We start from the raw sequence: 14,105 nt of genomic DNA, 5'->3' as shown, positions 1-14,105 counted from the left end.
AACCCTTTGATCAGAAATGCGCGGAACAGCTTCCCGCGCGTGTCTGCTTAGACAATAATCCGGGTATATTTCACCCCAGACAGCGTCGCCCCCGCCATCAAGCCCTGCTGGCCGAACACGAAAGCGATCACCGGGTCAAGCTCGGTGGTCTCTTTGCCAATCGAGCCGCCCTCATCCGGCGTTGCATAGCGAATATCGGCGCTGGCCGCCCATCCCGGCGAGCGGCGGAAATCTTGCAACGCCTGATCGGTGGTGAAAAACAGCATATGCGCGTACTGTTGCGCACCGATTTGAAAACCGATCGAGGCTTTGGTGGCCGAATAGTAATCCACCTTGGCGCCCTTGATCTCCAACACGCCGCGGCCGTAAGCGCCGCCAAAGCCAAAGCCCGCTTCGGTCACCAAAGGCATCGTCAAAATCCCGCTGGAGCGGTTCGCCAACTGTTGGGTGCCCGGAAACTTGGAGAACAGATAAGCCTGAGTTTCCCGCACCCGCGCATCAATCTGCGCGCCGCCGTTCGAACCCACGCCATTGCCGATCACCGTGCTCTGGCAGGCCGAAACCAAGCCCACACCCGTCAACGCCAAAAAGCCGCGTCTGGAAAAATCTGTCATATCCGCCCTCACACCTCACAGAGACTCTCATGGCCTCGTTGTGCCAATAGTAGCGCGGTTTCGGCGGCTTGTCATCCGTAACCGCTTAGGCAAGCGCGGCTCCGCCGAGCAGTTTCGCCACCCGCGGCGCGAAATAGGTCAGGATGCCATCACAACCGGCGCGTTTGAACGCCATCAGACTTTCAATCATCGCCGCCTCGCCATCAATCCAGCCGTTTTGCGCCGCAGCTTGGATCATCGCGTATTCGCCGGACACCTGATAGGCAAAGGTCGGCGCGCCAAACATCGCTTTCGCCCGCTGGCAAATGTCCAAGTAAGGCATCCCCGGCTTGACCATCACCATATCCGCGCCCTCGCGCAGGTCACGCTCGATCAGGCGCAACGCCTCGTCACTGTTGGCCGGGTTCATCTGATAGGTCTTTTTATCGCCCTTCAGCGCGCCCGAAGCCCCAACGGCATCGCGGAACGGCCCATAAAACGCCGAAGCATATTTCGCAGCATAGGACATGATCGCCACATTCGTATGCCCATGCGCTTCCAAAGCAGAACGTATCGCCCCAATCCGCCCGTCCATCATATCCGACGGCCCCAGTATATCCGCCCCCGCCTCGGCCTGCACCAAGGCCTGCCGCACCAAGGCCTGAACGGATTCGTCGTTCAGAATGATGCCGTCCTTGACCAACCCGTCATGGCCAAGCGCGTTATAGGGGTCGAGCGCCACATCCGTCATCACCGCAATCTGCGGCACCGCGGCCTTGATCGCGCGAATGGCCCGGTTGGTCAGATTGTCTGGGTTCCAGGCCTCGGCGCAATCTTCGGTTTTCAGACTGGGATCGGTGTAGGGAAACAGGCACATTGCCGGAATCCCCAAAGCTGCCGCGTCCGTGGCCGCTTGCACCACCAGATCCACCGACAAGCGGTTCACCCCCGGCATCGACAGCACCGGCTCAGACACCCCCACGCCATCCCGCACAAACACCGGCCAGATCAAATCGCCCACCGTCAGGGTGTTTTCCTGCACCAAAGCGCGCAACGCAGGGCTGCCGCGCAGCCGACGGAAACGTGACAACGGAGTGGGGGCAGAGATCGGGCGCATTGGTCTATCCTGAAGATGGCAAAAAGGCTTGCGGTTGGTGTCTCTGCCTGACATGGAAATAGCGGCGTCTCAAGCAGACATTCGGGCGCAGGCCAAGGCAGGCTTAAGGCAGTGAGGGCTTAAGGTGAATTTGTATCAGGTCCTGTTTGAATTGATCGACATGCGGTCGTTCTCAAACCTGTGGTATTGGATCATGCTGGCGGTGATGTGGTCATCGGCCAGCCACTGGGTGCTGGGCGTGCCGTTTGATCTGATTTCGCGTGCCCGCCGTCAAGGCGGCGCGTTGCAGGACGACCTAGAGGTTCTGGTGCGGATCAACACCGGGCGGATGCTTTACATCGCGCAAACCGCCGGGGTTTGGTTGGTGGCGTTTTTGTGCTTTATTTTGACCGCCCTGCTGGTTCTGGCGGTGTATTATAAAGTCGAATTCGCCCAAGCCGTGCTGTTCTTGCTGCTGCCAATGAGCTTTCTGTCGGTGCTGTCTTTGCGCACGGCGGGTCTGATCGTGGGCGGTGAAAATAGCGGTGAGGCTTTGCACCGCCGCCTGATCCGTCACAGGATCGCCACCCAAGCGCTTGGCATGGTGTCAATTTTCGTGACCTCGATGTTCGGCATGTATGCCAATCTTTACATCGGCGTGTTGGGGTAGGTCATGGCGGGCGCTGACCGGATCATTCTGGGCGGCGCGCCCGAGGGCTTTGACGCCAAGCTGCTGGCCCGCGAACTTGCGCGCGGAGCTCCGGTTATTCACATCGCCCGCGATGACAAACGCCTAGAGGCGATGCGCGCGGCGCTCAGCGTGATGGCCCCCGAAACCGTCGTGCTCGATCTGCCCGCTTGGGATTGTTTGCCCTACGATCGCATCTCGCCCAACCCCGAGATTCTCGCCCGCCGCATGTCGACCCTTGCGGCTTTGGCCTCGGGATTTAACGGCCCGTTCGTGCTGCTCACCACCCTGAACGCTGCGATGCAGCGCCTGCCAGCCCGCGCGGTGATGCAAACCGCGTCTTTTGTCGCCCGCGTCGGCGACCGGGTGGACGAGCGGCAGCTTAAGGGCTTTCTGGCGCGGATGGGCTTTTCGCCCGTCTCGACCGTGGCCGAACCCGGTGATTTCGCTATTCGCGGCGGTATTGTTGATATTTTTCCACCGGGTGAAGGTGGCCCGGTGCGTCTGGATTTCTTCGGCGACGTGCTGGATGGCGCGCGCCGCTTTGATCCTGTCACCCAGCGCACCACCGAAAAGCTAAAAGCGGTCGAATTCGCGCCGATGTCCGAAGTGATCTTGGACGATGCCGCGATTTCGCGATTCCGGCAGAACTACCGCGTCGAATTCGGCGCGGGCGGCTCGGACGATCCCTTGTACGAGGCGGTCTCCGCAGGCCGCAAACATCAGGGCATGGAGCATTGGCTGCCGTTCTTCCACGCAGGTCTTGAGACGATTTTCGATTATCTGCCTAAGGCTTCCGTGCTGCTGGATGATCAGGTCACCGCCGCCCGCCTGTCGCGCTGGGACGGCATTGCCGATCAATACGATGCCCGCCACGAGGCGATGAATGCCAAGGGTCGGATGGATTCGGTCTACAAGCCTTCCGCGCCGGGGCTTTTGTATCTTGACGATACCGCATGGGAAGCCGCCGTGGCCGATCACCGCGTCGTGCAACTGTCGCCGCTGCCAAAAGCCCCGGGGCCGGGGGTGCTGGACGCACAAGGCCGCATTGGCCGCAGCTTTGCACCCGAGCGCCAGCAGGAAAATGTAAGCCTTTTCAGCGCACTGTCAGCGCATATTAAAGCATTGTCTCAGGATGCGCAGGTGGTGATTGCGTCTTGGTCTGATGGCGCGCGGGAACGGCTGAAAGGCTTGCTGGACGATCAAGGTCTGCATGGCGCAAAGGAAATCAAAGACTTCCGCGATCTGCCCGAAGGCCGCGGTGGCCTCTACCTGATGATCTGGGCGTTGGAGGCCGGCTTTACCGCCCCCGGCCTTGCAGTGATCTCGGAACAGGATGTGCTGGGCGACCGTCTGGTCAGCAAACCGCGCAAAAAACGCAAGGCTGATAACTTCTTGCGCGAAGTCGACACTTTAAGCGTAGGCGATCTGGTGGTGCATGTCGAACATGGCGTTGGCCGCTATCTGGGCTTGGAAACCATCACCGCCCTTGGCGCGCCACATGCCTGCGTCGCCTTGGAATATGCGGAAAACGCGAAACTTTATCTGCCGGTTGAGAATATCGAACTGCTCAGCCGCTACGGCCATGAAGAAGGCCTGCTCGACCGTCTCGGTGGCGGCGCATGGCAGGCGAAGAAGGCTAAACTCAAGCAACGCATCCGCGAAATCGCCGATAAACTGATGCGCATGGCGGCGGAGCGGGCGCTGCGCCACGCGCCGATCTTGGAAGCGCCGCACAGCCTATGGGAGGCTTTTGCCGCCCGCTTCCCCTATACCGAAACCGACGATCAGCTTTCCGCCATTGGTGATGTGGTGGCCGACCTCGAAAAAGGCAGCCCGATGGATCGCCTGATTGTCGGCGATGTCGGGTTCGGGAAAACCGAAGTGGCGATGCGCGCGGCGTTTGTCGCCGCCCTTGCAGGAATGCAGGTGGCGGTGATCTGCCCCACGACCCTATTGGCCCGCCAACACTACCGCAGTTTTGTTGAACGCTTCCGCGGCTTCCCGATCAACATCAAGCCGCTCAGCCGTTTCGTCTCGACCAAAGACGCCAACATCACCCGCACCGAAATGGCCGAGGGTAGGGTCGATATCGTCATCGGCACCCATGCCTTGCTGGCCAAAGCCATCCGCTTCAAAAACCTTGGCCTGTTGGTGATCGACGAGGAACAGCATTTCGGCGTGACTCACAAAGAACGCCTGAAAGAAATGCGCTCCGAGGTTCACGTGCTGACCCTGACCGCAACACCGATCCCGCGCACGCTGCAACTGTCGCTGACAGGCGTGCGGGATCTGTCGATCATCGCCACGCCACCGGTCGATCGTCTGGCGATCCGCACCTATATTTCCGAATTCGACACCATCACCATCCGCGAAGCCCTGCTGCGCGAACGCTTCCGCGGGGGTCAAAGCTTCTACGTTGTCCCGCGCATCTCTGATCTGCATGACATCGAGGATTTCCTGAAAACCCATGTGCCGGAGGTCAGCTATGTCATCGCCCACGGCCAGCTTGCTGCGGGTGATCTGGATGAGCGGATGAACGAATTCTACGACGGCAAATATGATGTGCTGATCGCCACTTCTATCGTCGAATCCGGTCTGGATATCCCCAGCGCCAACACCATGATTGTGCACCGTGCCGATATGTTTGGTCTTGGACAGTTGTACCAAATCAGGGGCAGGGTCGGGCGCTCGAAAACCAGAGCCTATTGTTATCTCACTACAAAACCCCGCGCACCACTGACGCCGCAGGCCAACAAGCGCCTGCGCCTGATGGGGTCGCTGGATAGTCTGGGTGCCGGCTTTAACCTTGCCAGCCACGACCTTGATCTGCGCGGCGCGGGTAACTTGCTGGGGGAAGAACAGTCCGGCCACATCAAAGAAGTCGGCTATGAACTCTACCAAGCCATGCTGGAAGAGACGATTGCCAAGATCAAATCCGGCGAACTCCAAGGCCTGAGCGCCGTTGACGATCAATGGTCACCGCAGATCAATCTTGGCGTTCCTGTGATGATCCCCGAAGCCTATATCCCTGATCTGGATATCCGTCTAGGCCTCTATCGCCGCCTGTCCAGTCTTGCCACCAAGGTTGAACTTGAAGGCTTCGCTGCCGAATTGATCGACCGTTTCGGTCCGATCCCCAAGGAAGTGAACACCCTGATGCTGATCGTGCGCATCAAGTCGATGTGCAAGCGCGCCGGGATTTCTCGCATTGATGCAGGCACCAAAGGCGCCACCGTGCAATTCCACAATGACAAATTCGCCAACCCCGCGGGACTGGTGGAATTCATCAAAGCCCAAGGCCCGGCGGTGAAGATCAACGGCAACAAGATCGTGCTGATGGGCGAGATGAAGTCGGAATCCGACCGTATCAAGGGCGCGTTCAACATCGCCCGCGATCTGGCGGAAAAGATCGTCAAACCCAAGGGCTGACCCTTAGCCATGAAAAAGCGCGCCCGGTCAGGGGCGCGCTATCACAGATCGAACCTATAGATCAGCGCTTGATCACCTGCATCAGCGCCAGCGCGCCCGCGACAAACACCGCCACCCCTGCCATCAGCGGCAAGGCCGTGCCGTCAAACATCAACCCCACCGGCACCGCCAGCACCACCGAGGCCACGGTCGCCACCGAAGTCATCACCGAAGCCGCCAGCCCCGCGATGTGGCCGACAGGCTCCATCGCCAGCGCATTCAGGTTGCCCATCGTCATCGACATCATCGAAAACAGGCCAATGCTCCAAACAATATGCAACGGAAACGCCAGAAGCTCTGGCATCGTGCCCGTAGCCATCAGCGCCAGCAGCAGCAAGGTCAGCCCCAGCACCGATGCATAGGCCGCCATGATCACCGGGCGCATCCCGATACGCATCACCACACGCGAGTTGATGATGCTGCCCGAAGCCGAACCCAAGGCGATGAAAGCAAACCACAGGGGAAAGCTTTCGGCACGGTCAAAGCGTTGCTCAAAGATGCCTTGCATCGAGGACAGGCTGGCAAACAAAGCCGCCATCGTCAGCGTCTGGGCTGCAATCGAGATCACCACGATGCGGTGGGTGAACAATTCCTTCGTCGCCGCCACCAGCACGCCAAAATCCAAAGGGCGTCGGTGTTCCACAGCCAAAGTCTCATGCTGGCGCAGACCGAACCACAGCATGACCACCGCGACGATCAGGATGTAGACGAGGAAAATGCTCTGCCAACCCGCAATCGCAATGATACCTTGCCCCATCAAGGGCGCGACCGCAGGCACCATGATGAACACCATCATCACGAAACTCATGATCTTGGCCATCTCGCGGCCCTTGAACTGATCGCGCATGATTGCCATCGACACCACGCGGGCAGCAGCCACCGACATGCCTTGCAGCACGCGCGCGATCAGCAATGTGTCGAGTGAATTGGCGAAATAGCACGCCAAAGCCGTCAGCGCATAAAGGCCCGCACCTGCATAGATCACCGGTTTGCGGCCATAGGAATCCGACAACGGCCCGACAAACAACGTGCCCAGCCCCATGCCAAACACGAAACTGGTGATCACCAACTGCGCGCGATTGGGCGCATCCGGCGACAAAGTCCCGGCGATTTGCGGCAGCGCGGGCAGCATCGCGTCAATCGAGATCGCCACCATGGCAAATAAAGCGGCGGTCAGGGCGATAAACTCGCCCTGCGAGATACGTTTGGTTGGGGTCATGTTTTACTTACTTTCCTCAGCAGCTTTCGCCACCAGTTCTTCAATCACCTGTGCCCAAACCTCGGGAGGTTGTGCGCCAGAGACGACATATTGTTGTGCAATCAGAAACGTCGGCACCGCCGTGACGCCCTTTTTGCGCGCATCCACGTCGCGGGCGCGCAGATCATCGATATCGGCATCGGTTGCCAACAGCCGCGCCACAGCCTTCGGGTCCATGCCGATTTCTTCGGCGATATCGCAAAGTTCCTCGCTATCGCCAATATCACGGCCATCGCGCCAATAGGCCCGGAACAAGGCCGAAACCATCGCCGCCTGCTTGCCCTCAATCCCCGCCCAATGGATCAAGCGGTGCGCGTTCATCGTATTGGGCAGCATTTCGGGCTTGTCGGGGTCCATCGCCACCCCGGCCTCTTTGGCAATCTGACGCAACCGATCATGGATCGCATCGACCTTGGCCTCACCGCCCAGACGCTTGGCCAGATAGGGCCGCTTTTCAACGCCTTCTGCAGGCATATCCGGGTTCAACTGAAACGGATGCCACGCAATCACAAACGGATGATCAGCATGGGCTTCCAAAGCCCGGTCCAGATGGGCTTTGCCGATCAGACACCACGGGCACACCGGATCAGAGAAAATATCAAGGCGGATCATCGTAAGGCTCCGAAAGGGCCATTCAAACCGAATGGTTCAGATGGATACCGCCATCCACCTGCCGCCGCAATCCGCCATCCACGCACAGCCCGTTGCATTGGTTGCACGCAAGGCTGCTATGCCGTATGGGAAAGCCATGTCCAGTGACCCCAAACGCATGATCCGCATTGCCCGCGAGTCGGGTCACGACGCTGGCCAGACTGTGCCAGAGCCGCTCGATCTGGGTATCCGTGTGCGCGAGTTGCGCAAGGCCAAGGGCTGGACGCTGGAGCAAGCCTCGGTCCAGGCGGGTTTGGCGCGATCCACCCTGTCAAAGATCGAAAACGGCCAGATGTCGCCGACTTATGACGCGCTGAAAAAGCTTGCACAGGGCATGGCAATCTCGGTGCCGCAACTGTTCACGCCCGCGCAAGCGCCGCAAGTGTCTGGCCGCATCGTGGTGACAAAATCCGGCGAAGGCCAAGCCCATGCCACCACCACTTACGAGCATGAACTGCTGGCAGGGTCTTTGACCAAAAAGCAGATGCTGCCCTACCGCGCCACCATCCGCGCCCGCGCGATGGAGGATTTTGACGGCTGGGTGCGCCATGAGGGCGAAGAATTTCTCTACGTCCTCACCGGGGTGATCCGGCTTTACACCGAGTTTTATGAACCCGTCGATCTGCGCCGCGGCGACAGTGCCTATTACGATGCCTCGATGGGGCATAACGTGATCAGCCTGTCCGAAGACGATGCGACCATTCTTTGGGTCACCTCACTGGCGTGAACCGATCTATGGCGGTACCAAAACGCCCCAAACCGAAAGAAAACTTTGCGGTGCAGAGTTTTCCGGTGCGTTGCTCGTAAGGCGGAGCGCCGTTGAGCAAGGGGTGTGCCGCCGCAAACTGTCGCTATGAATCGGGGCGCGCCTGACGGGGCAGGCAGGCGCGCCTCGATTTGTCTGCGGCCAAATCGGGCAAGTTCCCAACTCACAGCGCCGAGATGAAGATGCAATTCACACCGTCTGCTCCCTTGACCCTGCGCTTTGAACCATATCACTGTGGCCCATCCTTGCTGAGGGGCGAGGAGGGGGGAAGTTGATGCGTCTGGCCTTGCTGACGGATATCCACGCCAATCGCGAGGCGTTTGAGGCTGTCTTGGCAGACCTTGCGCAGCGTCAGATTGATCGGCTGGTGTTCCTCGGCGATATCGTCGGCTACGGCCCCGATCCCGGCTGGTGCATTGATCAGGTCGAATCCTTGGTGGCGAAAGGTGCGATCGCCCTGCGTGGCAACCATGACCGCGCCATAGGCACCGCCGACAATATCCTGAACGCCAACGCCCGCCGAGTGATCGACTGGACGGTGAACCGTCTGAATGCCCGGCAAAAGCTGTTCCTGTCCGAACTGCCGTTGACGGTGCAGGATGGCGATACCTTATTCGTGCATGCCTCGGCGAATGATCCGGCCGACTGGCTCTATATCACCTCTGCCGCCACCGCGCGGCCCAGCTTTCTGGTCTGCGATGCGCGGCTGATCTTTTGCGGCCATGTCCACCGGGCCGCACTTTACAGCTGTGATCTGGTGGGGCGGGTGACACATCTTACGCTGGCTCCGGGCCAGCCGATGCCGCTTTTGCACTCGCGGCGCTGGCTGGGCGTGATCGGGTCTGTCGGTCAGCCGCGCGATGGCACCACACTTGCCAGCTATGCGATCTTGGATCGCACGCGCAACGAGTTGACCTTTCGCCGTGTCGGGTATGATGCCACCACCACCGCCCGCAAATCACGCGAAGCGGGTCTGCCAGAGGCGCTGGCGCAGCGTCTGATGAAGGGAATTTGAATGGCTGTCAGACCGCATCCGGGCTTGGAAATCAACGGCTTCACTTTGGGGCAGCAGCTGCACAAAGGTGGCTTTGCGACGATCTGGGATGTCACCCACGCGCTTTACCGCACGCCGATGGTGATGAAAATCCCAACCATCCTAGACGGCTACGACGGCCCGACCATCGTGGGGTTTGAGGTCGAGCAGATGATCATGCCGCGCCTGTCCGGCATTCATGTGCCGCGGGTGATGGGGCAGGGTGATTTCGCGGTGATGCCCTATATCGTCACCGAACGCATCCCCGGCCTCTCGATGTTCCAGTATTTCAAACGCGCGCCGCGCCCCTTGGCCGAGGTGATTGAACTGGCCGCCCGGATGGCCGAAGCCGTGCATGACATCCACCGTCAGCATGTGATCCACCTTGATCTGAAGCCCGACAATTTCCTGCAACGCCCGTCAGGTGAGATGGTGCTGATCGACTACGGCCTGTCGCGCCACGATCAACTGCCCGATCTGCTTGCCGAAGAATTCACCATCCCGATGGGCACCTTCCCCTATATCGCCCCCGAACAATACCTGCGCCAAAGGGGCGATCTGCGCTCTGACCTCTACGCCTTGGGCGCAATGATTTACGAGTTGGCGACGGGCAAAATGCCGTTCGGCCAGCCCGAAAAGCTGTCTCAAGTCAAACAACGTCTGTGGCGCGACCCGGTGCCGCCGCGCGCTTTGCGCCCCGATATCCCTGAATGGCTGCAAGAAATCATCCTGCGCGCTTTGGAAGTCGATCCCGCCAACCGCTACCAATCCGCAGCCCAGATGATCTTCGACCTCGCAAACCCGATGCAAATCCGCCTGACCGCGCGCGGGCATAAGATGCAGCGCGACTCCGCGCTGACCGTATTCAACCGCTGGCGCAAGATGCGCAATCTGAAAGCTTTTGCGGCCCCACCCTCGGTTGCTGCCCAGATCGAGCGCGCGCCGATCCTGCTGGTCGCCGTTGATCTGTCGCCCGAAATGGAACCGCTGTCGCAAGCGATCTACTTGCAGATCAAACGCATGCTGGTCAACCGCCCCGACGCCCGCGTCGCGTGCATCAATGTGATCAAAACCGCACGACTGGGCATTGATCCCGCCACCGACGATGCCGGCACCAACCTGCATGTCGCACGCCTTGTCGGGTTAAAGACCTGGGCCGACGGCATCGATCTAAGCGATGATCGCCTCACCTACACCATCCTCGAGAACACCGACCCGGCCGCGGCCATCATCGACCATGCCGAAGTCGCTCGCGTCGATCACATTCTGATGGGCGCGCGCGGCCATTCCAGCACGCGGCGGTTCTTGGGGTCAGTGTCAGCCAAAGTGGTGGCCGAAGCCGCCTGTTCCGTCACGGTGATCCGGTTGCGCGATCAGCAACCGGACCCTGCCTAAACCCTAGTTGAACCACCCACCCACACGCTGCGCACCCGCCGAGACATCGCGGCCCATGCCATCAACCGTGCCGCAGCCCGCAAGTGCTGCCAGCACCACAATCATCATCCATTTGCGCATGCTCTACTCCTGATACCACCAGACCTCGGGCTGAAACCCCGGCCAGTCGCCGTAAATTGGCAATTTTTCGGGGAAATGCAACCGCTTGGCATGAGCGATGCGGCCAATATTTTGATACCACACCGGCACCACATAGCGCCCCGAGGTCAAGACCCGGTCCAAAGCCTGCACCGCCGTCACAAAATCCGTGCGATCCGTTGACGACAGCATGGTCTGCACCAAGCCATCCACCGCCGGTGAATTGATCCCTGCCCAGTTGCGCGACCCCGGTGCCGCGCCATTGGCCGCCCCCCAATAGCGCAACTGCTCGGTCCCCGGTGACAGCGACAAAGCGATGATCTGCTGCGTCATGTCGAAATCATAAAGGTTGGTCCGCTCGGTATACTGTGCTGCATCCACCGTGGTCAGCTTGGCCGCAATCCCAACCTGCGCCAAAGCCTCGATATAGATATTGGCGGCGGCGATATAATCATCCGCGCCGTTGGTCAGCAGGATTTCAAACGTAAACGGCACCCCCGTGGCATCCTTCAACACCCCATCCTGCACCGTCCATCCCGCCGCTTCCAACAAAGCGTTGGCCTTGCGCAAATTCGCCCGGTTGCTTGGTTTGCCGTCCGAGACTGGCAGTGCGAAGCCCTCAACAGCACCCGGCAGCAGATCAGCCGTATAGGTCTGAAGCAGCGCCAACACTTGCCCCTGCGCCGGGTTGGCGACATCGCCCGCAAGCTCGGAGTTGCTGTAATAGCTGGTGATTCGCGGCACCGCGCCGCCGTTGAGGGTCTGATTGATCAGCTCAAAGTTGAACACGTCCAGCAGCGCCTCGCGGACCCGCCAATCGGCAAAAATTGGCTTACGGGTGTTGAACACAAAGCCGTCAATCCCCGAGGGCCGCTGATGTGGGATCTCATCTTTCACCACATCGCCCGCCACCACAGCCGGGAAGCCGTAGTTCTGCTGCCATTTCATCGGATTGGTCTCGCGGTAGCTGCTCAGATCACCCGATTTGAACGCCTCGAAATGCACATCCGGGTTGCCGAAATACTCCACCCGGATCTCATCGAAATTGTGCATCCCCTTGTAAAACGGCAAAGCCTTGCCCCACCAATCCGGGTTTTTCTTATAGCTGACAAAGCGCCCAGCCTCGAACCTATCGACCACATAGGGGCCAGACCCAATCGGCGGCTCCATCGTGGTGGCGCTGAAATCCCGCCCCACCCACTGCGCTTTCTGCAAAACTGGGCGCAGCCCCAGCAGCAAAGGCAGCTCGCGGTTCTCGGCGCTGAAGGTGAACTTCACGGATCGGACACCGGTTTTCTCGGCTTTCGCCACCGCCTGATACACCGGCGCATAGCGCGGATTGCCCAATGTTCCCAAGGTTTCAAACGACCACAGCACATCTTCCACCGTCACCGGGCTGCCGTCCGAGAATCGGGCAGCCTCACGCAAAGTAAATTCGACGTAGGTGCGCGCCGCATCTGTCTCGACCGATTCGGCCAGAATCCCGTAAAGCGAGAACGGCTCGTCAAAGGATCGGCCCAAAAGCGTCTCAGTGGTGAACAAAGAAATACCACTCGGCGCGCGGCCCTTCAGGATGAACGGGTTCATTGAATCGTAACTGCCGTTCTCGCCCATCACGATGCGGCCCCCCTTCGGCGCATCGGGGTTGGCATAGGGCAGCGACACAAAATCCGGTGGCAGCGCAGGCGCGCCATACATAGCAATGGCGTGCATGGGTTCTGCCTGCGCGAATCCCCCCCCGACTCCACCGATCAAAATCAGCGCCAGACCAAGTCCAAAGCTGCGCAAAAGTGCGAAAATATCCCGGTTCATTCTGGCAACAATCCCCCGCAGCCTGTTTTTACTGATCCCCAATCTATGCGGGCAATCCAACCTTTTCAAACTTTTAACTTGGAGTGCGCCGCCAACAGGGCTATAAGATACTTACTGCTCGATAGGTTTCTTGCCTGTATGAAACCTGCCTCAATAACTTAACGCCCGCCTCGTGCGGGCGTTTTTTTTGGCTTTGGGCTTCCCTTTGCGGATGCAGCATGTAGCATCGATCACAGCAAAAAGCGGGGCACCATGCTTCAGGGAAAACGCGCGATCATCACCGGGTCGAATTCTGGCGTCGGTCTGGGGGTGGCCGAAGAACTCGCTCGTGCCGGGGCCGATGTGGTGCTGAACAGTTTCACCGACCGGGCAAAAGATCACGCCTTGGCCGCCGATCTGGCCGCATTAACATAACCGGCCTAAGCCCTTGCAATCCCATAATCCGCGCCCTTGTCCACGTCTGGACAGCAAGGCATAGCCTGGATGCAACCCAAAACTATTTCGCAGCCAGTGCCGCCACAGTTTCCTTCGGCTGCGGATAAACCAACCCCGCCGAGACGATCATTTTCACCGCCTCATCCGCCTTCATATCCAGAAAAATCACATCGCGCTCGGGCACGAACAACAGCATCCCCGAGGTCATCGGGGTCAGGCCGACAAACACCGCCACCATCGGCGTGCCGCCCGGCAGTTTGGCGGCAATCTCGCCCTTCGGGGTGGTCGCCACCATCCCCACCGCCCAATAACCTTCGCGGGGAAATTCAACCAGACAGGTGCGGTCGAAACTTTTCTCAGACTTGGCAAAGAACGTCTCGGTGATCTGTTTCACCCCCGAATAGATCGAGCGCACCAGCGGCACCCGGTCCACCACCATTTCGGCCTGCCGCATCACCGTGCGCCCGATCAACCCGCGCGCCAGCCAGCCGACGAGGGCGGTGAACACCAAAAACACCAGCACGCCCACACCGCGCACCGGAAAATCCACCTCAGGGCCGAACCAGCCGTGCAGGAAAGCCTCGGGCTGATAATTGGTGGGGATCAGCGGCAGGATCCAGCCATCAATATAGCCGATCACCCCCCAGACGACATAGATCGTCAAACCGACCGGCAGCACCACGACAAGGCCCGTCAGGAACGAGGACCGAAAGCCGGCAAGCATCGAGCGGCGCGGATGTGGGTCAGACATGAAGGCTCCTTGGTTTCC

12 protein-coding genes and 1 pseudogene are annotated in these 14,105 nt (G+C 59.7%); 6 read left to right on the top strand and 7 right to left on the bottom strand.

Annotated features, from left to right (window positions below; all coding sequences use genetic code 11):
- Positions 1-47: 47 nt before the first annotated feature.
- Complete coding sequence (locus tag Q7V03_RS18115; RefSeq protein ID WP_304926998.1) at positions 48-614, bottom strand: YSC84-related protein; 567 nt, start codon at positions 612-614, stop codon at positions 48-50.
- Positions 615-699: 85 nt separating this feature from the next.
- Positions 700-1,710 carry a porphobilinogen synthase gene (gene hemB / locus Q7V03_RS18110; protein WP_304926997.1) on the bottom strand — a complete coding sequence of 337 codons (1,011 nt, stop codon included), beginning with the start codon at positions 1,708-1,710 and terminating at the stop codon, positions 700-702.
- Positions 1,711-1,834: 124 nt separating this feature from the next.
- On the opposite strand from hemB, the gene Q7V03_RS18105 reads away from it, so the two are divergent.
- Together Q7V03_RS18105 and mfd are read left to right on the top strand one after the other, a co-directional pair.
- Positions 1,835-2,359 (top strand): component of SufBCD complex, encoded by a 525-nt coding sequence (locus Q7V03_RS18105; protein ID WP_304926996.1) that lies wholly within the window; start codon positions 1,835-1,837, stop codon positions 2,357-2,359.
- 3 nt (positions 2,360-2,362) lie between these two features.
- Positions 2,363-5,809, top strand: a complete 3,447-nt coding sequence (mfd, locus tag Q7V03_RS18100; protein WP_304926995.1) for a transcription-repair coupling factor — start codon at positions 2,363-2,365, stop codon at positions 5,807-5,809.
- A 61-nt stretch (positions 5,810-5,870) separates the two neighbouring features.
- Here mfd and Q7V03_RS18095 read toward each other — a convergent pair whose 3' ends face one another.
- Together Q7V03_RS18095 and Q7V03_RS18090 are read right to left on the bottom strand one after the other, a co-directional pair.
- On the bottom strand, positions 5,871-7,067 hold the full coding sequence (locus Q7V03_RS18095; protein ID WP_304926994.1) for a multidrug effflux MFS transporter: 1,197 nt from the start codon (positions 7,065-7,067) through the stop codon (positions 5,871-5,873).
- A 3-nt stretch (positions 7,068-7,070) separates the two neighbouring features.
- Entirely contained in the window at positions 7,071-7,718 is a 648-nt protein-coding gene (locus tag Q7V03_RS18090) for a DsbA family oxidoreductase (protein ID WP_304926993.1), read from the bottom strand.
- A 136-nt stretch (positions 7,719-7,854) separates the two neighbouring features.
- On the opposite strand from Q7V03_RS18090, the gene Q7V03_RS18085 reads away from it, so the two are divergent.
- The 3 genes from Q7V03_RS18085 (at position 7,855) to Q7V03_RS18075 (ending at position 10,951) form a co-directional block, all read left to right on the top strand.
- A complete protein-coding gene (locus Q7V03_RS18085) occupies positions 7,855-8,484 on the top strand; it encodes a helix-turn-helix domain-containing protein (protein WP_304926992.1) in 630 nt (209 codons plus the stop codon).
- A 313-nt stretch (positions 8,485-8,797) separates the two neighbouring features.
- Positions 8,798-9,538 (top strand): metallophosphoesterase, encoded by a 741-nt coding sequence (locus Q7V03_RS18080; RefSeq protein WP_304926991.1) that lies wholly within the window; start codon positions 8,798-8,800, stop codon positions 9,536-9,538.
- On the top strand, positions 9,539-10,951 hold the full coding sequence (locus tag Q7V03_RS18075) for a bifunctional serine/threonine-protein kinase/universal stress protein (RefSeq protein WP_304926990.1): 1,413 nt from the start codon (positions 9,539-9,541) through the stop codon (positions 10,949-10,951). It abuts the gene before it with no gap.
- A gap of 3 nt (positions 10,952-10,954) precedes the next feature.
- Here Q7V03_RS18075 and Q7V03_RS18070 read toward each other — a convergent pair whose 3' ends face one another.
- A complete protein-coding gene (locus Q7V03_RS18070) occupies positions 10,955-11,071 on the bottom strand; it encodes an entericidin EcnA/B family protein (RefSeq protein ID WP_304926989.1) in 117 nt (38 codons plus the stop codon).
- 3 nt (positions 11,072-11,074) lie between these two features.
- Positions 11,075-12,901: an extracellular solute-binding protein gene (locus Q7V03_RS18065; RefSeq protein WP_370651165.1), complete on the bottom strand. Its 1,827-nt coding sequence runs from the start codon at positions 12,899-12,901 to the stop codon at positions 11,075-11,077.
- A 252-nt stretch (positions 12,902-13,153) separates the two neighbouring features.
- Here Q7V03_RS18065 and Q7V03_RS18060 point away from each other — a divergent pair.
- Positions 13,154-13,306: pseudogene (locus Q7V03_RS18060) on the top strand (3-hydroxybutyrate dehydrogenase); the annotation flags it as partial.
- A gap of 91 nt (positions 13,307-13,397) precedes the next feature.
- Here Q7V03_RS18060 and Q7V03_RS18055 read toward each other — a convergent pair.
- Entirely contained in the window at positions 13,398-14,087 is a 690-nt protein-coding gene (locus tag Q7V03_RS18055; protein ID WP_304926988.1) for a DUF502 domain-containing protein, read from the bottom strand.
- Positions 14,088-14,105: the final 18 nt, after the last annotated feature.

This window comes from Cypionkella sp. (assembly GCF_030652235.1).
Lineage (GTDB): Bacteria > Pseudomonadota > Alphaproteobacteria > Rhodobacterales > Rhodobacteraceae > Cypionkella.
The sequence above is the reverse complement of the archived record's forward strand: the minus strand, read 5'-3'. Positions and strand labels throughout refer to the sequence as shown.